Raw genomic sequence first — 20,311 nt, forward strand, 5'->3', positions numbered from 1 at the left:
AATGAAATTAGCGGTCATAACAGACTCATCTGCTTTTCTACAAGCGGAAACCTTGCGGAAAGAAGATTTATTTGTGCTAGACATTCCTGTGAATATCGATGGACAGGAGTATGTTGAAGGTGTAAATCTAACCGCTCAAGAATTTTATGAAAAAATGGCTTCAGCAAGCGAATTGCCAAAAACGAGCCAACCAAGTATTGCCAAGTTGGATGAAATTTTATCATCATTGAAAGATAAAGGCTATACACATGCTTTGGGGCTTTTCCTATCTTCTGGAATTTCAGGATTTCACCAAAATATCCAGTATATGAAGGATGAATATGAAGGGTTAACCATTGCCTTCCCTGATACCCGTATTACAAGCGCTCCCCTAGGCTATATGGTTGAGAGTGTCTTTAAATGGGCAGAGCAAGGCGAGGAGTTTACCACCATTTTAGATCAGTTGGAAAATCAAATTCAGAAAACTTCAGCCTTTATCATGGTGGATGATCTTGACCATCTAGTTAAGGGGGGCCGACTCTCTAATGGTGCAGCCATTTTAGGAAATCTTCTTAGCATTAAACCAATCCTATATTTCAATGACCAAGGTGTTATAGAAGTATATGAAAAGGTTCGTACAGAGAAAAAGGCTACAAAACGCTTAGTTGAAATTGTTAAAGAAGCAACAGCTAATGGGAATTACCAGATTACTGTCATTCACGGGAATGCTCCTCAAAAAGCAGCAGATTTGCGCCAGCTTTTAATCGATGGTGGAGTGGCTACAGATGTTTCAATTGCAACCTTCGGTAGTGTTATTGGGACTCACCTGGGAGAAGGAAGTATTGCTCTGGGCTATACACCCATAATCTAGACTATTTTTCATGGACAGTTAAGGTCCTTTGAATCTTAGAAATTGAACACGGACTACCTGCCTCTTGAAAAAAGATGCCTGTCTTGCCTTTCGTGGAAAGTCAGTGCCATTCCTTATTTTTCATGGGCAGCTAAGGTCCTTTGTATCTTAAACAGGAGTAGAGATTGAGATGAGTATTCGAGTAATTATTGCTGGTTTTAAGGGGAGAATGGGACAATCTGCTTGTCAGATGGTTTTGTCTGATCCTGAACTTGAACTGGTAGCGGTTTTAGATCCTTTTGAGTCTGCATCTGACTGGCAGGGAATTCCAGTATTCAATGATAAGGATGACTTGGCAGGTTTTGAGGCAGATGTTTGGGTGGATTTTACAACACCAGCTGTTGCCTATGAGAATACCCGTTTTGCGCTTGAAAATGGCTTTGCACCTGTCGTTGGGACAACAGGTTTCACTAGTCAAGAGATTGAAGAACTAAAAGAATTTTCTCGTTCTAAAAACTTGGGTGGCTTGATTGCTCCTAACTTTGCTTTGGGTGCTGTCTTGCTCATGCAATTTGTAGCACAAGCTGCAAAGTACTTCCCAAATGTAGAGATTATTGAGCTTCACCATGACAAGAAAAAAGATGCCCCTAGTGGAACAGCTATCAAAACAGCTGAGTTGATGGCAGAGGTTCGTGAGTCTATCCAACAAGGTGCTAGCGATGAGGAAGAAATCATCTCAGGTGCACGTGGTGCTAACTTTGATGGTATGCGAATCCACTCAGTCCGTTTGCCAGGTTTGGTAGCTCATCAGGAAGTTATATTTGGAAATCAGGGAGAAGGATTGACCCTACGTCATGACTCCTATGATCGTAGCTCCTTCATGACAGGGGTGAATTTGGGAATCAAAGAAGTTGTCAAGCGTCATGAGCTTGTCTATGGATTAGAACACTTATTATGAGATTAACACAAATGCCTTCTGAATTTCAGAAGGCTTTACCAGTATTAGAAAAAATTAAAGAAGCAGGCTTTGAAGCCTATTTTGTTGGAGGCTCTGTTAGGGATGCCCTACTCAATCGTCCCATCCATGATGTAGATATCGCGACGTCATCTTATCCAGAAGAGACCAAGCAGATTTTCCCTCGTACAGCTGATATCGGGATTGAGCATGGAACCGTCTTGGTTTTAGACGGAGATGAGGAGTACGAAGTGACCACTTTTCGAACAGAAGATGTCTATGTAGACTACCGTAGACCAAGTTCAGTTTCTTTTGTTCGTTCGTTAGAAGAGGACCTCAAGCGCCGAGATTTCACAGTCAATGCCTTTGCCTTGGATGAAGAAGGGGAAATCGTTGATTTATTTGATGGTTTACAAGATCTAGAAAATCAAGTTTTACGAGCAGTTGGTGTAGCTAGTGAGCGTTTCAACGAAGATGCTCTACGCATCATGCGTGGATTTCGTTTTCAAGCTAGTCTTGGTTTTGAACTCGAGCAAGAAACCTTTGAAGCGATGAAGACCTTAACGCCACTCTTAGAGAAAATTTCTGTGGAACGTACTTTTGTTGAATTTGATAAACTTCTTCTGGCTCCTCATTGGCGAGTAGGTCTGTCTTCTATGATTGCAAGTAAAGCTTATGATTATCTTCCAGATATGGCTGGTAGTCAGGACAAACTCCAATCTTTGTTCGACTTAGAGGCTGATTTTACCTTTGAATCTTCTGAACAAGCCTGGGCAGCACTTTTATGGGTTTTAGAAGTGGAAGATGCTCAACAATTTTTGAAACATTGGAAAACTTCGCGTCAATTTGCCAAGCAAGTTCAAGATTTGCTAACAATCTTAGAACTTCGTGAAGAAGGAGAACTAAGCAAGCGCGATTGTTACCGCTTTGATCTAGATTTGCTTTTACAGGCTGAAAATCTTCGTCAGTCTCAAGGAAAAGAAGTCAATCCACAGGCCATTACAGAGACTTACCACAGCCTAACCATCCATGATAAAAAAGAAATTCAAATCAATGGTGGGATTTTGATCAAAGAATATGGCTATCAACCAGGACCAGAAATGGGAGAAATTTTAGCAGAGATTGAGTATGCTATTGTGGATGGAGATTTGGAAAATAACTTGGAAGCTATTCATGCCTACTTGAGGGAGAAAAAATGAGTGATTTTATTGTTGAAAAACTAAGTAAATCCGTTGGAGACAAGACAGTCTTTAAGGATATTTCCTTTATCATTCATGACTTGGACAGAATCGGTCTTATCGGTGTCAACGGAACTGGAAAAACAACCCTTTTAGATGTGCTTTCAGGAGTTTCTGGTTTTGATGGTGATGTTAGCCCTTTTTCGGCAAAGAATGATTACAAAATTGGCTACTTGACTCAGGACCCAGATTTTGATGATAGCAAAACTGTCTTAGATACTGTTCTATCGAGCGATTTGAAAGAAATCCAGTTGATTCGTGAGTATGAATTACTCATGCTCAACTACAGTGAGGACAAGCAGGTCCGTTTGGAAAGGGTTATGGCGGAGATGGATTCCCTCCAAGCTTGGGAAATCGAAAGTCAGGTCAAGACCGTTCTCAGCAAGTTGGGTATTCAGGATTTATCAACTCCCGTTGGAGCACTATCAGGTGGTTTGCGAAGACGGGTTCAGTTGGCGCAAGTCCTTCTGGGCAATCATGATCTTTTGCTTCTTGATGAGCCTACCAACCACTTGGATATTGCCACCATTGAGTGGCTGACCCTCTTTTTGAAAAATTCTAAGAAGACGGTTCTCTTTATCACCCACGATCGTTACTTCCTAGATGCTCTTTCTACGCGAATCTTTGAGTTGGACCGAGCTGGTTTGACCGAATATCAAGGAAATTACCAAGACTATGTTCGTCTCAAGGCTGAACAGGATGAGCGCGATGCAGCTCTACTTCACAAAAAGGAACAACTCTATAAACAGGAATTAGCCTGGATGAGAAGACAACCACAAGCTCGTGCAACCAAGCAACAGGCGCGTATCAATCGTTTCCATGACTTGAAGAAGGAAGTTTCAGATAATAGTGTTGAGACAGACTTAAGCATGAATTTTGAAACTAGCCGTATCGGTAAAAAGGTCATCGAGTTTAAGGATGTTTCCTTTGCCTATGACGACAAGCCGATTCTGAAACATTTTAACCTTTTGGTTCAAGCCAAAGACCGTATCGGAATTGTCGGGGATAATGGTGTTGGGAAGTCAACTCTTCTCAATCTCATTGCGGGAAGTCTTGAGCCAACGGAAGGAGAGGTTATCATCGGTGAGACGGTTCGCATCGCCTATTTCTCTCAACAAATCGAAGGTCTGGATGAAAGCAAGCGAGTTATCAATTACCTACAAGAAGTGGCAGAAGAGGTTAAGACTAGTGGTGGCTCTACGACCTCTATCGCGGAGTTATTAGAACAGTTCCTCTTTCCGCGTTCAACGCACGGTACCTTGATTGAAAAGTTATCTGGTGGAGAGAAAAAACGCCTGTATCTCCTCAAATTGCTCTTGGAAAAACCCAATGTGCTTCTCTTGGACGAGCCAACAAATGATTTAGATATTGCGACCTTAACTGTTCTAGAAAATTTCTTACAAGGTTTTGCAGGTCCAGTTTTGACAGTTAGTCACGACCGCTATTTCCTTGATAAAGTTGCGACTAAGATTCTTGCTTTTGAAAACGGTAGCATTCGTCCTTTCTTTGGGCATTATACCGACTACCTAGATGAAAAAGCCTTCGAAGCAGAAGCGACAAATCAAGTTCAAAAGGCTGAGAAGGAAAAAGTCGTCAAAGTTCGTGAAGAAAAGAAACGCATGACCTACCAAGAAAAGCAAGAGTGGGCAAGTATTGAAGGTGACATCGAAGCCTTGGAAAACCGTATCTCAGTCATTGAAGAGGAAATGCAGGCCAATGGTTCGGACTTTGGGAAGTTAGCTACTCTTCAAAAAGAGTTAGATGAGAAGAATGAAGCCTTGCTTGAAAAATATGAACGCTATGAATATTTAAGTGAGTTGGCGTAATGGAAGAAAAAATTATCAAATGGAGCAGTAAGAAAATCATTTGGACTATTCTTCTCTGCTTCCTTGAGTTAGCTTTTCTTCTTTGGATCCTATCTTTTATGATGACCTATCCCAAGGAGGCACCTGTGGGATTGGTGGTATTAAGACTCTTTGTCTTATTCTTAATCATCATTGTTGGATGGATTTTGTATGAACGTTTGCGACTTCTTTTTTCAGATAAAGAGTATTTGAAATGTACGGCCCAAGGTTTTTCCTATAAGCCACATCCTAAAAAAGATTGGCAGTTTTATTCATGGGGGCAAGTAGAAACGTTTTCTCTTATGAGAATCAAGGGTGGTAGAAGTTCAAGGGATTTTTACACTATTGAAGTTCATTTTTATGACAAGGATTTTATAAAACCCAACTCTTTATGGAATCGTCTACGAAGTAGATTTTTGACTGCAAAGCAATCAAATGTTTTGAAAATCCCAATCTATTTGCTAGATGTCGGTTTACCAAGCAGAGTATTTGAAACCATGTCCTACTTTGAGCGAGAGTGGCGCATCCAACAAAATCGTCAACGCAATCAAAACTCTAAAAACAAAAAGAAGGCAAGATTTCATTAAACGAGCAATAGTTACAGATCTGATTAAAAGCCTTGGACTCAGTTTCCAGGTTTTCTTTCTATTTCTCTTTTCTAAGATTTATGGTATAATAGGGAGTAAAAACTTAAAAAGAAAGAAATGCTATGAACTTAAAAGATTACATTGCAAGTATTGAAAATTATCCACAAGAAGGAATTACATTCCGTGATATCAGCCCTTTGATGGCTAACGGCAATGCCTACAGCTACGCTGTTCGTGAAATCGTCCAATACGCTACTGACAAAAAGATTGATATGATCGTAGGACCAGAAGCTCGTGGATTTATCGTTGGATGTCCAGTCGCTTTTGAGTTGGGAATTGGTTTTGCGCCTGTTCGTAAACCTGGCAAGTTGCCACGTGAAGTCATTTCAGCTGACTACGAAAAAGAATATGGCGTTGATACTTTAACTATGCACGCAGATGCTATCAAACCAGGACAACGTGTTCTTATCGTAGATGACCTCTTGGCAACAGGTGGTACTGTTAAAGCAACCATCGAAATGATTGAAAAATTAGGTGGTGTCGTAGCTGGTTGTGCCTTCTTGATTGAGCTTGACGAGCTAAAAGGTCGTGAGGCAATCGGAGATTACGATTATAAAGTTTTGATGCATTATTAATGAAAAACAGTCCCTAGGGCTGTTTTCTCTTCATCGGATATAAAAAAAGGCTATATCTAGTTAGAGAAAAACTATAATTGAAAACTGTATCTTCTTACAGTATAATAAAGGGAAGCAATGTCATCAGCTGGATTATTCCATTCGATGACAGTCAGGTTACTTGAGTCCAGTATGATACAGTAAGGAGATTTCTATGCCGATTCGAATTGATAAAAAATTACCAGCAGTTGAGATTTTACGAACGGAAAATATTTTCGTCATGGATGACCAGAGGGCGGCTCATCAGGATATTCGACCACTGAAAATTCTGATTTTAAACTTGATGCCACTGAAAATGGTTACAGAAACTCAGCTTTTACGCCATTTAGCCAATACTCCTTTGCAGTTAGATATTGAATTTTTATATATGGAAAGTCATCAGTCGAAAACAACTCGTTCTGAGCATATGAAGACTTTTTATAAGACCTTCTCAGAAGTTCAAGACCAGTATTTTGATGGCTTGATTATTACAGGTGCTCCAGTTGAACATCTCCCTTTTGAAGAAGTGGACTATTGGGAGGAATTTACTAAGGTTATCGATTGGTCTAAGACTCATGTCTTTTCAACCCTGTATATTTGCTGGGGAGCACAAGCGGGTCTATACTATCGCTATGGCGTAGATAAATACCAGATGGACCAGAAGCTTTCTGGGATTTATTCTCAAGATGTTTTGAAAGAAGGTCATCTTCTACTGAGAGGTTTTGATGATTTATATGTATCCCCTCATTCTCGCCATACAGAAGTCCACAAAGAAGATATTCTAAACAAAACAAATCTAGAGATTTTAGCATCAGGAAAAGAGGTAGGAGTCTCTATCCTTGCGAGTCGAGATTTGAGAGAAGTCTATAGCTTTGGGCATTTAGAGTATGATCGCGATACGCTCGCAAAGGAATATTTTAGAGATCTAGATGCTGGTTTAGATCCCCATATACCAGAAAATTATTTCAAAAATGATGACATTCATGAACTTCCTTGTATGCGTTGGAGTTCCTCAGCAGCTCTCTTTTTCAGTAACTGGGTAAATTATGCAGTTTACCAAGAAACGCCTTTTGAATGGAAGAGTGCAGAAGAAGATGTGTCTCATTTTGGATATTTATAAGAGGAATTATGACATATTTAGATGCTTTCAAATCAGGGAATTTGGTCTTACCAAGTGCTCTGCTCTTAAACTACAATCAACTTTTCTCATCAAGCGATGATTTCTTAGTTTGGCAATTCTTTTACCTACAAAATACAACAGCTTTAGGGGAATTGTCCCCAAGTCAAATTGCTGAGAAAATAGGCAAGCAAGTCTATGAAGTCAATCAAGCAATTTCACGCTTGACCGAAAAAGGCTTACTCCAATATCGTACGATTGAACTCAATGGAGAAATAGAAGTTATTTTTGATGCGACCCTTGCTTTAGAACGTTTGGACCAGCTTTTTGAAAAACAAGAACCAAGCCAAGCTGTACCTGCTAAAAATGATTTAAAGAGTTTGGTAGAAACTTTTCAACAGGAATTAGGTCGACTCTTGAGTCCTTTTGAAATTGAAGATTTGGAAAAGAGTTTGAAAGAAGACGGAACCAGTGCAGACTTGATAAAGGAAGCCTTGCGTGAAGCTGTTTTGAATGGTAAACCAAATTGGAAGTACATCCAAGCAATCCTCCGCAACTGGCGTCATGAGGGAATTAAGAGTGTAGCCCAGGTAGAGGCTAAACGCCAGGAGAGAGAAGCAACTAATCCTCAGAATGTACAAGTCTCATCAGATTTTCAAAATGCTATGGATCTTTGGAAAGACTAATTTTAAATATTGATAATAGAAAAATGCCTACAGGCTAGAAAGAAAATCTAGCTTGTGGGCATTTTTTGTGGGTTTTATACTCAATGAAAACCAAAGAGCAAACTAGGAAGCGAGCCGCAGGTTGCTCAAAACACCGTTTTGAGGTTGTGGATAGAACTGACGAAGTCAGCTCAAAATACTGTTTTGAGGTTGCAGATGGAAGCTGACGTGGTTTGAAGAGATTTTCGAAGAGTATTAATTGATTAGTTAGCCAGTCCCCATACACTAAGAGAGCGTTCTGTAACTGGGAAATCTCCATAACCTTCAGCATTAATCGTTACTTGGTCAGGATGATTTGCTAGTAAATCAACAAAGGTTTGGTCAGCCCATTCTTGACCGACGAACATGGTTTTAGAGTTTGCTTGGGCATTAGAAATCACGATGGCAAGTGGTGATTGATTTTCAGCTCCTGAACGGACCCAACCGATACAATTAGGGTCATCAAAGTAGTCCGTTTGCTCTCCATAAGCCAACTCTTTTCGAATAGCTAGCAAACGGTCAAGAACATCTTTGAAATTTTGCTGAGCATATTGACCAGAAATACCATAGTAGTCTCCATAAAATACACATGGAAGCCCTTCTTGACGTAAGAGAATAAGAGCGTAGGCTGCTGGTTTAAACCATTCTTCAACAGTGGATTCAAGAGCCTGGCCACGTTGAGTATCATGGTTATCGACAAAGGTTACAGCTCGGTCTGGATTGAGTTGAACTAGACTATCCTCAAAGATGCTTGTCAAATCATAGTCTTCTCCAGATTTGCTTGCTTCAAAGAGATTTTGGTGAAGGCGAACATCGACAAGATCAAAGCGTTCTTCAATCTTTTCAAGGTAGTCCAGATTTGCTTCCTTATCTGGATTCCAGAATTCTCCAAAGACATAGAAATCTTGGCCATATTTTTCTTTGATATCGCGAATGAAGTTGCGCATAAAGAAAGAGTCAATGTGTTTAACTGCATCTAAACGGAAACCAGCTACACCAGTTGTTTCCATAAACCAATCTGCCCAATCGTAGATATTTTTTATCACTTCAGGATGTTTGAAATCTAGATCGGCATACATGAGATAGTCGTAATTGCCATTCTCATTGTCGACTAATTCTTCATGAGCCCAGCCTTTGTTGTCTCCCTGTATCAGATAGATCCCAGATTTACGGCGTTTGGCATCATAGTCAGTTCCAGTAAAGTGGTACCAGTGCCAGTGGAAGTCATTGTAGGTGTTTTGTCGTCCGTCAAAGGTAAAACCAGTCCAGCCATTGATGGTAAAAGGTTCTCCTAGTTCCACAGTTCGATCTTCTGGATCCACTTCTATTACTTGGAAAGATTCTAAATGGTCAGCGGCTGCCTTATGATTTAAGACGATATCAGCCATTGGTTGAATCCCATGAGATTTTAAAGTTTGAATGGCATGAAGATAGTCTTCTTTAAAGCCATACTTGGTACGTACAGTACCCTTCTGATTAAATTCTCCAAGGTCAAACAAGTCATAGACGCCATAACCAACATCCTTTTCATTTGTTGCTTTAAAAGCAGGGGGCATCCAAATGTGACTAATACCTAAGTTGGCTAGGTGTTCAGCATCGTCAGCTAGGCGTGTCCAGTGATTTCCATCGTGGGGGAGATACCACTCAAAATATTGCATTAGGGTTTGATTTTTCATAGTTGATCCTCTTACTTACAGTGATGAGAATTATTGTAGCATAAAGCTAAAGAATATGCAAACGTTTGCGTTATAATTAAACTCTTTGAAATTTATGTCTCTTTTTCAACTGGAAGTGTTGAAATACTATAAAATAAAAATAGTAGGACTAATGGGAGGAAAAATTCTCTCAGATAGGGCAAGATGATGGATGAATCAATAGTTTCTATTTTGTGAATTGTCACAAAATTTGTTATAATAGTGTTTATGAATAAAGTATTCGTCAGTAGACGTGTTGAAAAAAAACTAAACCAAGGTCTAGTACTTTTGGAGGAAATTGATTTTCCAGAACTATCTGAAACTGATCAAGAAGTTGAGTTATTGAGTCAAAACAAGCAGTTTTTGGGCAAGGCCTATTTATCTCGTCAAAATAAGGGGATTGGTTGGTTTGTAACGAACCAGAAGCTTTCTTTTAACCAAAAATTCTTTGAAAGTTTGTTTGAAAAAGCCAAACAAAAACGTTTTGCTTACTATCAAGATGAGTTGACAACTGCTTTTCGTTTGTTTAATCAAGAAGGCGATGGTTTTGGTGGAATGACTTTGGATCTTTATGGAGATTATGTTGTTTTTTCATGGTATAACTCCTATATCTATGGGCTTCGCCAACAGATTTTAGCAGCTTTTGCTCAGGTTTTCCCTGAAGTCTTAGGTGCCTATGAAAAGATTCGTTTTAAAGGTCTAGACTATGAGTCTGCCCATATCTATGGTCAAGAAGCACCAGAAAATTTTACAGTTCTTGAGAATGGAGTCTTGTACCAAGTCTTTATGAATGATGGTCTTATGACAGGGATTTTCTTGGATCAGCATGAAGTTCGTGGTAGCTTGGTTGATGGTTTAGCCATGGGCAAGTCCTTGCTAAATATGTTTTCCTATACAGCAGCTTTCTCAGTTGCTGCAGCTATGGGGGGAGCTAGTGAAACAACCTCTGTAGACCTAGCCAAACGTTCAAGAGAACTATCAGAAGCTCATTTTCATGCCAATGGACTCAGTCTTGACAGTCATCGTTTCATTGTTATGGATGTCTTTGAATACTTTAAATACGCTAAACGTAAGGGCTTATCTTATGATGTGATCGTTCTTGATCCACCTAGCTTTGCCCGTAATAAAAAGCAAACTTTCTCTGTAGCTAAGGACTATCACAAGTTGATTTCCCAGAGTTTAGAGATTTTAAATCCGGGAGGTATGATCATTGCTAGTACCAATGCTGCCAATGTTTCCCGTCAAAAATTTATAGAACAAATCGACAAAGGATTCGCAGGAAGAAAATATCAGGTTCTTCAAAAGTATGGACTTCCAGCAGACTTTGTCTACAATGAAAAAGATGAAAGTAGTAATTACCTCAAGGTGATTAGCATGAAGGTAACTAAATGAAATTAGTCGTTTCAGTAATGCCAAAGAGTTTGGAAGAGGCGCAAGGGATCGATGCCATGCGGTATATTGATGCTGATATCATTGAGTGGCGTGCCGATTTCCTACCTAAGGAAGCTATTTTACAGGTAGCCCCAGCTATTTTTGAAAAATTTGCAGGTCGCGAACTCCTCTTTACTCTACGAACTCGTGCTGAGGGAGGAGAGATAGATTTGGATTCGGCAGAGTATGTCCAAATTATCAAAGATGTAGCTCAACTCTATCAACCAGAATATATTGATTTTGAGTATTTTTCTCACAAGGATGTTTTTGAAGAGATGCTTGATTTTCCAAATCTAGTCTTGAGTTATCATAACTTTCAAGAAACTCCAGAGAATATGATGGAAATCTTATCCGAGCTAACCAGTCTAACTCCGAAAGTGGTTAAAGTATCGGTTATGGCTCATACAGAACAAGATGTATTGGACCTTATGAACTTTACACGTGGCTTTAAAACATTGAACCCAGAACAAGAATATGTGACGATTTCTATGGGGAAAGTGGGTAAGGTTTCTCGTATCACTTCAGATGTGACGGGTTCTAGCTGGTCTTTCGCAAGTCTGGACGAAGCCAGTGCTCCAGGACAGATTTCACTTTCTAGCATGAAAAAAATTCGGGAGATACTAAATGAAGATTGATGGCTACACACGTTTAGCAGCTGTAGTCGCCAATCCTATCAAACATTCCATTTCTCCCTTCATTCACAATCAAGCTTTTGAATCAACTCATACCAATGGTGTCTATGTAGCTTGGGAAGTAGAAGCGACTGACTTGGCAGAAACAGTTGCAAATGTTCGTCGCTATCAGATGTTTGGGATCAATCTTTCCATGCCTTACAAGGAGCAGGTGATTTTTTATCTGGACCAGTTGAGTGAAGAAGCTCGGTTGATTGGTGCTGTCAATACAGTGGTGAATCGAGAGGGAACTTTAATCGGATATAACACAGATGGCAAGGGATTCTTTAAGAGCTTGCCTTCTTTTAAAATATCTGGGAAAAAAATGGTATTGTTAGGAGCAGGCGGTGCAGCCAAGGCAATTTTGGCGCAGGCAATCTTGGATGGAGTCAGTCAAGTTTCTGTCTTTGTACGTTCGGCTTCAATAGAAAAAACAAGACCTTACTTAGAAAAACTACAAAATGAAACAGGATTTAAGGTAGATTTATTTGCTTTAGAAGATGTTTCTGAACTGCAAGCAAGGATAATTGATTCGGATTTACTGGTAAATGCGACTAGTGTTGGCATGGATGGAGTATCTCTGCCAATCCCAGCAAGTGTCGTTTTACCAGAGAAGCTTTTGGTAGCTGATGTGATTTATCAACCCTTTGAGACACCATTTTTAAATTGGGCAAGAAACCAGGGCAATCATGCTGTTAATGGCCTGGGCATGTTGCTTTACCAAGCAGCTGAAGCTTTTCAGTTATGGACCGGAAAGGAAATGCCAACCGATCAAATCTGGGAATTACTAAAACAAAAGTATCAAAAATGAAAAAAGGAGAACTGCTATGAAAATCAAAATAGACCTTCCCCACCATCCTTATGATATTCAGATTGAAAAAGGATGCCTGTCTCAAGCAGGAAAATGGTTGAGGGAACTTTGGCAACCGCAAAAAGTCGTTATCATTACGGATAACCATGTGGCTTCTCTCTATGCAGAAAAAGTAAAATTGAGCTTAGAGGATGCTGGTTTTCAAGTGGCAGTTTTTGACTTTCTAGAGGGTGAAGAGCGAAAAAATCTAACCACGGTTCAAAAGGCTTATGAATTTCTAGTTAAGCAAGACTTGACTCGCAGTGACGGCATCGTTGCACTTGGTGGCGGAGTGGTCGGAGACTTAGCTGGCTTTGTAGCCTCAACCTATATGCGAGGTATTCACTTTGTTCAAATTCCGACTAGCTTGACAGCTCAAGTTGACTCTTCAATCGGGGGTAAGACAGGAGTGAATACTCCTTTTGCCAAGAATATGGTGGGAACTTTTGCCCAGCCAGATGGTGTTTTGATTGACCCAAACGTTCTTGAAACCTTAGGGAAGAGAGAATTGATTGAAGGAATGGGTGAAGTCATCAAGTATGGCTTAATTGAAGATCCAGAACTCTGGGACTTATTATCTGAAATGGATGGTTCTGTAGAGAGTATTTTGGAGCATTCAGAAAGTTTGATTGAGCATTCTTGCCAGGTCAAGCGAAAGATGGTAGTTGAGGATGAATTGGACAATGGCATTCGTCTGTATCTCAACTTTGGTCATACAATCGGTCATGCTATTGAAGCAACTGCTGGTTATGGACGTGTCATGCATGGTGAGGCAGTAGCGATGGGAATGGTTCAGGTTTCTAAGGTAGCAGAACAAAAAGGTCTTATGCCAGCTGGAATCACTCAGTCTATCCGAGAAATGTGTCAAAAATTTGGCCTTCCTGTTGATTATGAAAACTGGGACCTTGATAAGCTTTATCAGGCTTTGACTCACGATAAAAAAGCGCGTGGCAACACTATGAAATTAGTCTTGGTACCAGAGCTTGGTTCAGCAAAGATTCATCCAGTTTCTCTCGAAGAAATGAAAGATTACTTAGTAAAATAAGGAGAATGTATGAGATATTTAACAGCAGGAGAATCACATGGTCCTCGTCTGACAGCAATTATTGAAGGAATCCCAGCAGGTCTTCCTTTAACTGCAGAAGATATCAATGAGGATCTCAAACGTCGCCAGGGTGGATACGGACGTGGTGGTCGTATGAAGATTGAAAGTGACCAAGTTGTCTTTACTTCTGGTGTTCGCCACGGGAAGACGACAGGGGCTCCCATTACCATGGATGTCATTAACAAAGACCATCAAAAATGGCTAGATATCATGTCTGCTGAGGATATTGAGGATAAACTTAAAAGTAAACGAAAAATTACACATCCTCGCCCAGGTCACGCTGACTTGGTAGGAGGTATCAAATACCGCTTTGATGATTTGCGAAATTCCCTGGAACGTTCATCTGCTCGTGAAACGACAATGCGAGTTGCAGTTGGGGCTGTGGCTAAACGACTATTGGCTGAGCTTGATATTGAAATTGCCAACCATGTTGTTGTCTTTGGTGGTAAGGAAATCGATGTTCCAGAAAACTTAACAGTTGCAGAGATTAAAAAACTAGCTGCCCAGTCAGAAGTTTCCATCGTTAACCAAGAACGTGAGCAGGAAATCAAAGACTATATTGATCAAATCAAACGTGATGGAGATACCATCGGTGGTGTTGTTGAAACGGTTGTCGGTGGTGTTCCGGTTGGTCTGGGTTCATATGTCCAATGGGATCGCAAACTAGATGCAAGACTAGCTCAAGCGGTTGTCTCAATCAATGCCTTTAAAGGAGTGGAGTTTGGACTAGGCTTTAAAGCAGGTTATCTCAAGGGTAGCCAAGTCATGGATGAAATCCTCTGGTCACAAGCAGATGGCTATACTCGTCGTACTAATAATCTTGGAGGTTTCGAAGGTGGTATGACTAACGGCCAACCAATTGTTGTCCGTGGGGTTATGAAACCAATTCCAACACTCTATAAACCATTGATGAGTGTCGATATCGAAACCCATGAACCTTATAAAGCAACAGTAGAGAGAAGTGATCCAACTGCTCTTCCAGCAGCAGGCGTCGTTATGGAGGCAGTCGTAGCAACGGTCTTGGCCCAAGAAATTTTAGAGAAATTCTCCTCAGATAATCTGGAAGAATTAAAAGAAGTTGTTGCGAATCATCGGGAGTATACAAAGAATTATTAAGGAGTTCTTATGGCAAAAACCATCTATATCGCAGGGCTTGGTTTGATTGGTGCTTCCATGGCACTGGGGATTAAGAGAGATCATCCTGATTATGAGATTTTGGGATACAATCGTAGTCAGGCGTCCAGAGATATTGCCTTGGAGCGAGGAATGATCGACCGGGCGACGAATGACTTTGCTAGTTTTGCTCCACTTGCAGATGTCATCATTCTTACCTTGCCAATCAAGCAAACCATTGCTTTTTTACAAGAATTGGCAACTTTGGAACTAAAAGAAGATGTCATTATTTCTGATGCTGGATCGACCAAGTCAGCTATCGTAGCTACAGCTGAGAATTGCTTTGCAGATAAGCCTGTTCGCTTTGTTGGAGCGCATCCTATGGCAGGTAGTCATAAGACAGGAGCGGCCTCTGCAGATATTAATCTTTTTGAAAATGCCTACTATATCTTTACGCCTTCGAGCTTAACAACCCAGGATACGCTTGAAGAAATGAAAGACTTGCTGTCAGGTCTTCACGCTCGTTTCATTGAAATCGATGCTACAGAGCATGACCGAGTGACTTCTCAGATCAGTCATTTTCCTCATATCTTAGCATCAGGATTGATGGAACAAACTGCCAGTTATGCTGAAGAACATGAGATGGCACGACGTTTTGCGGCAGGTGGTTTCAGGGATATGACTCGGATTGCCGAAAGTGAGCCAGGAATGTGGACTTCTATCCTCTTATCCAATCGAGAGACCATTATTGAACGCATCGAGGATTTCAAGCGACGTTTAGACGAGGTTGGACAAGCTATTAGTAAGGGTGACGAAAACCAAATCTGGAACTTTTTCAATCAAGCGCGTGAACAACGTCAAGCTATGGAAATCCATAAACGTGGAGGAGTAGATAGCTCATTTGACCTCTATGTAGACGTTCCTGATGAGGAAAACGTCATCTTGCGCATCTTGGAATTGCTAAGAGGAACTTCTTTGGTCAATATCCATATCAATGAGGAAAACCGTGAGGATGTTCACGGGATTCTGCAAATTTCCTTTAAGAATGCTCAGGATTTAAAACGTGCTGAGCAAGTCATTACAGAAAATACTGACTACACAGTCGTTATTAAATAAGGAGGACAATTATGTCAAATATTTATGATAGTGCAAACGAACTTAGTCGTGGACTACGCGAATTGCCTGAATACAAGGCAGTTAAAGAAGCTAGAGATGCCATCCAAGCGGATGCAGAAGCAAGCAAAATTTTTGCAGATTATATTGCTTTTCAACATGAAATCCAAATCATGGCACAAACTGGTCAAATGCCAGATGCTTCTTTCCAAGAAAAAATGGAAAGTTTTGGCAAGCAGATTCAAGGAAACTCTCTCTTGTCAGAATTCTTTGCCAAACAGCAACAACTTTCTATTTATCTATCTGATATTGAAAAAATTGTCTTTGAACCAATTTCAGAACTTTTAAAATAAGAATTTACCTCATAAAGTCAGGAATTTTTAAGAAATTTCTGACTTTTTATGATAAAATAAGAAAAAGTATTGTCAGTATGAGGACCAGTATGAAATTAAAAACAAACATTAAGCACTTAAATGGTAGTATTCGCGTACCTGGGGATAAGTCCATCAGTCATCGCTCGATTATTTTTGGAAGCTTGGCTGAGGGTGAAACGAAGGTTTACGATATCTTGCGTGGTGAAGATGTCTTGTCAACCATGCAGGTATTTCGTGACCTCGGCGTAGAGATTGAGGACAAAGACGGTGTCGTTACCATTCAAGGTGTTGGAATGGATGGATTGAAAGCCCCTCAGAAAGCCCTGGATATGGGGAATTCTGGGACATCTATTCGTTTAATTTCAGGCGTCCTTGCTGGTGCAGACTTTGAAGTAGAGATGTTTGGAGATGATAGTCTTTCTAAACGCCCTATGGATCGTGTGACCCTTCCCTTGAAAAAAATGGGAGTTAGTATTTCTGGTCAAACAGAGCGAGACTTGCCACCGTTACACTTAAAGGGAACGAAAAACTTAAGACCTATTCAATACGAATTGCCAATCGCTTCTGCCCAAGTCAAGTCTGCCTTGATTTTTGCGGCTTTGCAGGCTCAGGGCCAGTCAATCATTGTCGAGAAGGAGTGCACTCGTAACCATACAGAAGATATGCTCCAACAATTCGGAGGTGATTTGAGTGTCGATGGTAAGAAAATCACTATCCAGGGGCCACAGAAGCTAATTGGACAAAAGGTTGTCGTGCCAGGAGATATTTCTAGTGCAGCCTTTTGGTTAGTAGCAGGTTTGATTGTTCCAAACTCTCGTGTGGTGCTTAAGAATGTCGGTATTAATGAAACACGTACAGGTATTATCGATGTCATCCGTGCTATGGGTGGCAAATTAGAGATTACTGATATGGATCCAATTACCAAATCTGCAACCTTGACTGTCGAGACTTCAGAACTAAACGGGACAGAAATTGGTGGAGTCTTGATTCCACGTTTAATTGATGAATTGCCGATTATCGCGCTCCTTGCTACCCAAGCTCAAGGTCAAACAGTTATCAAAGATGCAGAAGAACTCAAGGTCAAAGAAACGGATCGCATTCAAGTTGTCGCAGATGCTTTAAATAGCATGGGAGCAACTATTACTCCTACGGTAGACGGAATGATTATCAAAGGGAAATCTGCCCTCCATGGAGCCAGAGTAAATACCTTTGGTGACCACCGTATCGGCATGATGACAGCCATTGCAGCTCTTTTAGTTGCGGATGGAGAGGTCGAATTAGATCGTGCTGAAGCTATTAATACTAGCTACCCAAGCTTCTTTGATGATTTGGAGACTTTGATTCATGGCTAAGGTTTTACTAGGTTTTATGGGTGCAGGAAAATCTACTATTGCTAGAGGATTAGATTCTGACTTTGTAGACATGGATGCCTTGCTGGAAGACCGACTGGGGATGCCGATTGCTCTTTTCTTTGAAGAAAAAGGAGAAGCAGCCTTCCGTCAGGTAGAATCAGAAATTTTAGCTGATTTATTAAAAACAGACCAAGTCGTGTCAACTGGGGGAGGAGTAGTCATTTCTCCGCGTAATCGTGCCTTGCTCAAGCAAAATCCAGACAACATCTACCTAAAAGCAGATTTTGAGACCCTGTACCAGCGAATTTCAGCAGATGAGGACAATCAACGCCCACTATTTTTAAAGAATAGCAAGGAAGATTTGGCTGCGATTTTTAAAGAAAGACAGGCTTGGTATGAGGAAGTGGCTAGTAAAGTTATCGATGTGTCCAAGCTAAGTCCAGAGGAAATTATAGAGGAATTGACATGAAAATTGCCTATCTAGGTCCTAAAGGATCTTTTTCGCACCATGTGGTGCAAACGGCTTTTCCTCATGAGGAACTAGAGCCTTTTTCAAATATTACGGACGTTATCAAGGCTTACGAACAGGGCTTAGTAGACTTTTCAGTAGTGCCAGTTGAAAATTCTATTGAAGGTAGTGTTCATGAGACATTAGACTATCTTTTCCACCAGGCTCGAATTCAAGCTGTGGCAGAGATTGTTCAGCCAATCCACCAACAATTGATGGCGGTGTCAGGGCAAGTTAAAATTGAGAAAATCTTTTCTCACCCACAGGCCTTGGCACAGGGGAAGAAATTTATTGATGAGCATTATCCAGACGCTCAACTGGAGGTCACTGCCAGTACAGCCTACGCTGCGCGCTATGTTTCCGAGCATCCAGATCAGCCTTTTGCTGCCATTGCCCCCAAAAGTTCTGCTGGAGAATACGGGCTGGAGCTAATCGCTCAAGATATTCAAGAGATGGAAGCTAATTTCACTCGCTTTTGGGTTTTGGGTGCAGAGTTGCCACAGATTCCTTTACAAGATGCAACTGAAAAAATGAGCCTAGCAGTAACCTTGCCAGACAATTTACCTGGTGCACTTTACAAGGCACTCTCGACCTTTGCTTGGCGAGGGATTGACTTAACCAAGATAGAAAGTCGTCCCCTAAAAACAGCCTTGGGCGAATACTTTTTTATCATTGATGTGGACTATGCTGATAAAGAACTGGTCCATTTTGCTCAAAAAGAACTAGAAACGATTGGGATCCACTATAAAATACTAGGAGCTTACCCTATCTATACCATACAGGATAAAGGGAAGGAGAAGGAATGACTAGAGAGAATCCTTTCACACATCATGAAAAACTGAGATATGACTATCTTTTGAAAAACATTCATTATTTGAATGAAAAAGAAAAGAGAGAATTTGCCTTTTTACAAGCCAAGTTAGAAGGTCAAAAAGATTCAGCAGAAGTTTTCAATCCAGAAGCCAAAGAACAACTTCTGTCCGACTCTGGTATCGACCTGCCAACCTATGCTAATCGTAGTCGTTCTAGTCGCCGTAGTAGTGGAGATCAACTGGAAACGAAGATTCCAAAAGCTAAGAAGCAAAAGAAAAAAAGAGGTTTTCGTTTTAAACGCTTATTTGCTTGGTTAGGGATGATATTGCTTTGTGTAGCAGTAGGAATGATCGTCATGTTCTTAAAAGGCTTCCAATCGGCGAACCCTAATAGTTCAAATGGGCCCAAAGATGCCAAAGCTGCTCAGGTTGAAGTCTTCAATGGACAAGATACGCGTGATGGGGTTAATATTCTTATTTTGGGTACGGATGGCCGTATCGGACAGAATAGTGCAGAAACACGGACAGATTCCATTATGGTTTTGAATGTAAGTGGCAAAGATAAAAAATTGAAGCTCGTTAGCTTTATGCGTGATAACCTAGTCTATATTGATGGGTATAGCCAAGTCATCAATGGTCAAAAACAGACCGACCATAAATTAAACTTGGCCTATGAATTAGGGGAACAAGAAGGTAAACAAGGAGCTGAAATGGTCCGCAAGGTGCTCAAGGATAATTTTGATCTAGACATCAAATATTATGCCCTTGTCGATTTCCAAGCCTTTGCGACAGCCATTGATACGCTTTTCCCTGATGGTGTGACCATTGATGCTCAGTTTTCAACTCTAAATGGGGTTCCAGTTACAGAAGCGACTGTAGGAGATGACTTGCATGCAACGGAAACTGAGTCACCGACTCAAACTATTCGAGTTGGAAAACAACAGATGAATGGTTCGACTCTTCTCAACTATGCACGTTTTCGTGATGATGATGAAGGGGATTATGGCCGTACTCGTAGACAACAGCAGGTCATGACAGCTGTCTTGCAGCAGATTAAGGATCCTACAAAACTTTTCACAGGCTCAGAAGCACTTGGGAAAGTTTTCGCCATGACCTCTACAAATCTTCCATATACCTTCTTATTGACCAACGGTTTATCAGTCCTTGAAGGAGCGCAGAATGGTATTGAAAGATTGACAGTCCCAGAACTTGGAGACTGGGTAGACGACTTTGACGTATACGGCGGTCAATCCCTTCGAGTGGACCAAAAAGCTTACCAAAATAAATTGGCCAAAATGGGATTTAGATAAAATGTAAAATGAATCAGAGCTTGAGGTACCTATGAAAATGGATATCTTGGG

At 40.7% G+C, this 20,311-nt stretch carries 20 protein-coding genes; 19 read left to right on the forward strand and 1 reads right to left on the reverse strand.

Annotated elements, in window-relative coordinates:
- Position 1: 1 nt before the first annotated feature.
- The 8 genes from E7C97_RS00195 (at position 2) to E7C97_RS00230 (ending at position 7,909) form a co-directional block, all read left to right on the forward strand.
- The gene (locus E7C97_RS00195; RefSeq protein ID WP_316107500.1) at positions 2 to 850 is read left to right on the forward strand and encodes a DegV family protein; all 849 of its coding nucleotides are present in this window, start codon (positions 2 to 4) and stop codon (positions 848 to 850) included.
- A gap of 169 nt (positions 851 to 1,019) precedes the next feature.
- Positions 1,020 to 1,787, forward strand: a complete 768-nt coding sequence (dapB, locus tag E7C97_RS00200; RefSeq protein ID WP_316107502.1) for a 4-hydroxy-tetrahydrodipicolinate reductase — start codon at positions 1,020 to 1,022, stop codon at positions 1,785 to 1,787.
- On the forward strand, positions 1,784 to 2,983 hold the full coding sequence (locus E7C97_RS00205; protein ID WP_316107503.1) for a CCA tRNA nucleotidyltransferase: 1,200 nt from the start codon (positions 1,784 to 1,786) through the stop codon (positions 2,981 to 2,983). The genes dapB and E7C97_RS00205 overlap by 4 nt, the downstream gene beginning before the upstream one ends.
- Positions 2,980 to 4,848 (forward strand): ABC-F family ATP-binding cassette domain-containing protein, encoded by a 1,869-nt coding sequence (locus tag E7C97_RS00210; RefSeq protein ID WP_316107504.1) that lies wholly within the window; start codon positions 2,980 to 2,982, stop codon positions 4,846 to 4,848. Before E7C97_RS00205 ends, E7C97_RS00210 begins: the two co-directional genes overlap by 4 nt.
- Positions 4,848 to 5,453 carry a hypothetical protein gene (locus E7C97_RS00215; RefSeq protein ID WP_316107505.1) on the forward strand — a complete coding sequence of 202 codons (606 nt, stop codon included), beginning with the start codon at positions 4,848 to 4,850 and terminating at the stop codon, positions 5,451 to 5,453. Before E7C97_RS00210 ends, E7C97_RS00215 begins: the two co-directional genes overlap by 1 nt.
- Positions 5,454 to 5,575: 122 nt before the next feature.
- Positions 5,576 to 6,088, forward strand: a complete 513-nt coding sequence (locus E7C97_RS00220) for an adenine phosphoribosyltransferase (RefSeq protein WP_001049312.1) — start codon at positions 5,576 to 5,578, stop codon at positions 6,086 to 6,088.
- Positions 6,089 to 6,281: 193 nt separating this feature from the next.
- Positions 6,282 to 7,226: a homoserine O-succinyltransferase gene (gene metA / locus E7C97_RS00225; protein ID WP_316107507.1), complete on the forward strand. Its 945-nt coding sequence runs from the start codon at positions 6,282 to 6,284 to the stop codon at positions 7,224 to 7,226.
- An 8-nt stretch (positions 7,227 to 7,234) separates the two neighbouring features.
- Positions 7,235 to 7,909, forward strand: coding sequence for a DnaD domain-containing protein (locus E7C97_RS00230; RefSeq protein ID WP_316107508.1), 675 nt, complete (start codon positions 7,235 to 7,237; stop codon positions 7,907 to 7,909).
- A gap of 242 nt (positions 7,910 to 8,151) precedes the next feature.
- Here the strand turns inward: E7C97_RS00230 and E7C97_RS00235 are convergent, their stop codons facing one another.
- The gene (locus tag E7C97_RS00235) at positions 8,152 to 9,603 is read right to left on the reverse strand and encodes an alpha-amylase (protein ID WP_316107509.1); all 1,452 of its coding nucleotides are present in this window, start codon (positions 9,601 to 9,603) and stop codon (positions 8,152 to 8,154) included.
- Between the two features lie 246 nt (positions 9,604 to 9,849).
- Between E7C97_RS00235 and E7C97_RS00240 the strand changes: the two genes are divergently transcribed.
- The 11 genes from E7C97_RS00240 (at position 9,850) to E7C97_RS00290 (ending at position 20,260) form a co-directional block, all read left to right on the forward strand.
- Positions 9,850 to 11,013, forward strand: coding sequence for a class I SAM-dependent rRNA methyltransferase (locus E7C97_RS00240; RefSeq protein ID WP_316107510.1), 1,164 nt, complete (start codon positions 9,850 to 9,852; stop codon positions 11,011 to 11,013).
- Positions 11,010 to 11,687 carry a type I 3-dehydroquinate dehydratase gene (aroD, locus tag E7C97_RS00245; RefSeq protein ID WP_049508709.1) on the forward strand — a complete coding sequence of 226 codons (678 nt, stop codon included), beginning with the start codon at positions 11,010 to 11,012 and terminating at the stop codon, positions 11,685 to 11,687. Before E7C97_RS00240 ends, aroD begins: the two co-directional genes overlap by 4 nt.
- Positions 11,677 to 12,534, forward strand: a complete 858-nt coding sequence (locus E7C97_RS00250; protein ID WP_316107511.1) for a shikimate dehydrogenase — start codon at positions 11,677 to 11,679, stop codon at positions 12,532 to 12,534. The genes aroD and E7C97_RS00250 overlap by 11 nt, the downstream gene beginning before the upstream one ends.
- Positions 12,535 to 12,550: 16 nt before the next feature.
- On the forward strand, positions 12,551 to 13,618 hold the full coding sequence (gene aroB, locus E7C97_RS00255; protein WP_316107512.1) for a 3-dehydroquinate synthase: 1,068 nt from the start codon (positions 12,551 to 12,553) through the stop codon (positions 13,616 to 13,618).
- 9 nt (positions 13,619 to 13,627) lie between these two features.
- Positions 13,628 to 14,794: a chorismate synthase gene (gene aroC / locus E7C97_RS00260; protein WP_316107514.1), complete on the forward strand. Its 1,167-nt coding sequence runs from the start codon at positions 13,628 to 13,630 to the stop codon at positions 14,792 to 14,794.
- A gap of 9 nt (positions 14,795 to 14,803) precedes the next feature.
- A complete protein-coding gene (locus E7C97_RS00265) occupies positions 14,804 to 15,907 on the forward strand; it encodes a prephenate dehydrogenase (protein ID WP_316107515.1) in 1,104 nt (367 codons plus the stop codon).
- Positions 15,908 to 15,918: 11 nt separating this feature from the next.
- On the forward strand, positions 15,919 to 16,257 hold the full coding sequence (locus tag E7C97_RS00270; RefSeq protein ID WP_316107516.1) for a YlbF/YmcA family competence regulator: 339 nt from the start codon (positions 15,919 to 15,921) through the stop codon (positions 16,255 to 16,257).
- Between the two features lie 89 nt (positions 16,258 to 16,346).
- Positions 16,347 to 17,630, forward strand: a complete 1,284-nt coding sequence (gene aroA / locus E7C97_RS00275) for a 3-phosphoshikimate 1-carboxyvinyltransferase (protein WP_316107518.1) — start codon at positions 16,347 to 16,349, stop codon at positions 17,628 to 17,630.
- Positions 17,623 to 18,099 carry a shikimate kinase gene (locus tag E7C97_RS00280; RefSeq protein WP_316107520.1) on the forward strand — a complete coding sequence of 159 codons (477 nt, stop codon included), beginning with the start codon at positions 17,623 to 17,625 and terminating at the stop codon, positions 18,097 to 18,099. Before aroA ends, E7C97_RS00280 begins: the two co-directional genes overlap by 8 nt.
- Positions 18,096 to 18,944, forward strand: a complete 849-nt coding sequence (gene pheA, locus E7C97_RS00285; RefSeq protein ID WP_316107523.1) for a prephenate dehydratase — start codon at positions 18,096 to 18,098, stop codon at positions 18,942 to 18,944. The genes E7C97_RS00280 and pheA overlap by 4 nt, the downstream gene beginning before the upstream one ends.
- Entirely contained in the window at positions 18,941 to 20,260 is a 1,320-nt protein-coding gene (locus E7C97_RS00290; protein WP_316107524.1) for an LCP family protein, read from the forward strand. The genes pheA and E7C97_RS00290 overlap by 4 nt, the downstream gene beginning before the upstream one ends.
- The last annotated feature ends 51 nt before the right edge of the window (positions 20,261 to 20,311 follow it).

The organism is Streptococcus sp., assembly GCF_032481935.1.
Classification (GTDB): Bacteria; Bacillota; Bacilli; order Lactobacillales; family Streptococcaceae; genus Streptococcus.

Excerpts from the sequence above, each read along its gene's own strand:
- dapB (WP_316107502.1), top strand. The coding sequence starts at position 1,020 with ATGAGTATTCGAGTAATTATTGCTGGTTTTAAGGGGAGAATGGGACAA.
- E7C97_RS00195 (WP_316107500.1), top strand. The coding sequence starts at position 2 with ATGAAATTAGCGGTCATAACAGACTCATCTGCTTTTCTACAAGCGGAA.
- E7C97_RS00205 (WP_316107503.1), top strand. The coding sequence starts at position 1,784 with ATGAGATTAACACAAATGCCTTCTGAATTTCAGAAGGCTTTACCAGTA.
- E7C97_RS00215 (WP_316107505.1), top strand. The coding sequence starts at position 4,848 with ATGGAAGAAAAAATTATCAAATGGAGCAGTAAGAAAATCATTTGGACT.
- aroB (WP_316107512.1), top strand. The coding sequence starts at position 12,551 with ATGAAAATCAAAATAGACCTTCCCCACCATCCTTATGATATTCAGATT.
- aroC (WP_316107514.1), top strand. The coding sequence starts at position 13,628 with ATGAGATATTTAACAGCAGGAGAATCACATGGTCCTCGTCTGACAGCA.
- E7C97_RS00265 (WP_316107515.1), top strand. The coding sequence starts at position 14,804 with ATGGCAAAAACCATCTATATCGCAGGGCTTGGTTTGATTGGTGCTTCC.
- E7C97_RS00235 (WP_316107509.1), bottom strand. The coding sequence starts at position 9,603 with ATGAAAAATCAAACCCTAATGCAATATTTTGAGTGGTATCTCCCCCAC.
- aroA (WP_316107518.1), top strand. The coding sequence starts at position 16,347 with ATGAAATTAAAAACAAACATTAAGCACTTAAATGGTAGTATTCGCGTA.
- E7C97_RS00290 (WP_316107524.1), top strand. The coding sequence starts at position 18,941 with ATGACTAGAGAGAATCCTTTCACACATCATGAAAAACTGAGATATGAC.
- E7C97_RS00230 (WP_316107508.1), top strand. The coding sequence starts at position 7,235 with ATGACATATTTAGATGCTTTCAAATCAGGGAATTTGGTCTTACCAAGT.
- E7C97_RS00220 (WP_001049312.1), top strand. The coding sequence starts at position 5,576 with ATGAACTTAAAAGATTACATTGCAAGTATTGAAAATTATCCACAAGAA.
- E7C97_RS00270 (WP_316107516.1), top strand. The coding sequence starts at position 15,919 with ATGTCAAATATTTATGATAGTGCAAACGAACTTAGTCGTGGACTACGC.
- E7C97_RS00240 (WP_316107510.1), top strand. The coding sequence starts at position 9,850 with ATGAATAAAGTATTCGTCAGTAGACGTGTTGAAAAAAAACTAAACCAA.
- aroD (WP_049508709.1), top strand. The coding sequence starts at position 11,010 with ATGAAATTAGTCGTTTCAGTAATGCCAAAGAGTTTGGAAGAGGCGCAA.
- E7C97_RS00210 (WP_316107504.1), top strand. The coding sequence starts at position 2,980 with ATGAGTGATTTTATTGTTGAAAAACTAAGTAAATCCGTTGGAGACAAG.
- E7C97_RS00280 (WP_316107520.1), top strand. The coding sequence starts at position 17,623 with ATGGCTAAGGTTTTACTAGGTTTTATGGGTGCAGGAAAATCTACTATT.
- metA (WP_316107507.1), top strand. The coding sequence starts at position 6,282 with ATGCCGATTCGAATTGATAAAAAATTACCAGCAGTTGAGATTTTACGA.
- pheA (WP_316107523.1), top strand. The coding sequence starts at position 18,096 with ATGAAAATTGCCTATCTAGGTCCTAAAGGATCTTTTTCGCACCATGTG.
- E7C97_RS00250 (WP_316107511.1), top strand. The coding sequence starts at position 11,677 with ATGAAGATTGATGGCTACACACGTTTAGCAGCTGTAGTCGCCAATCCT.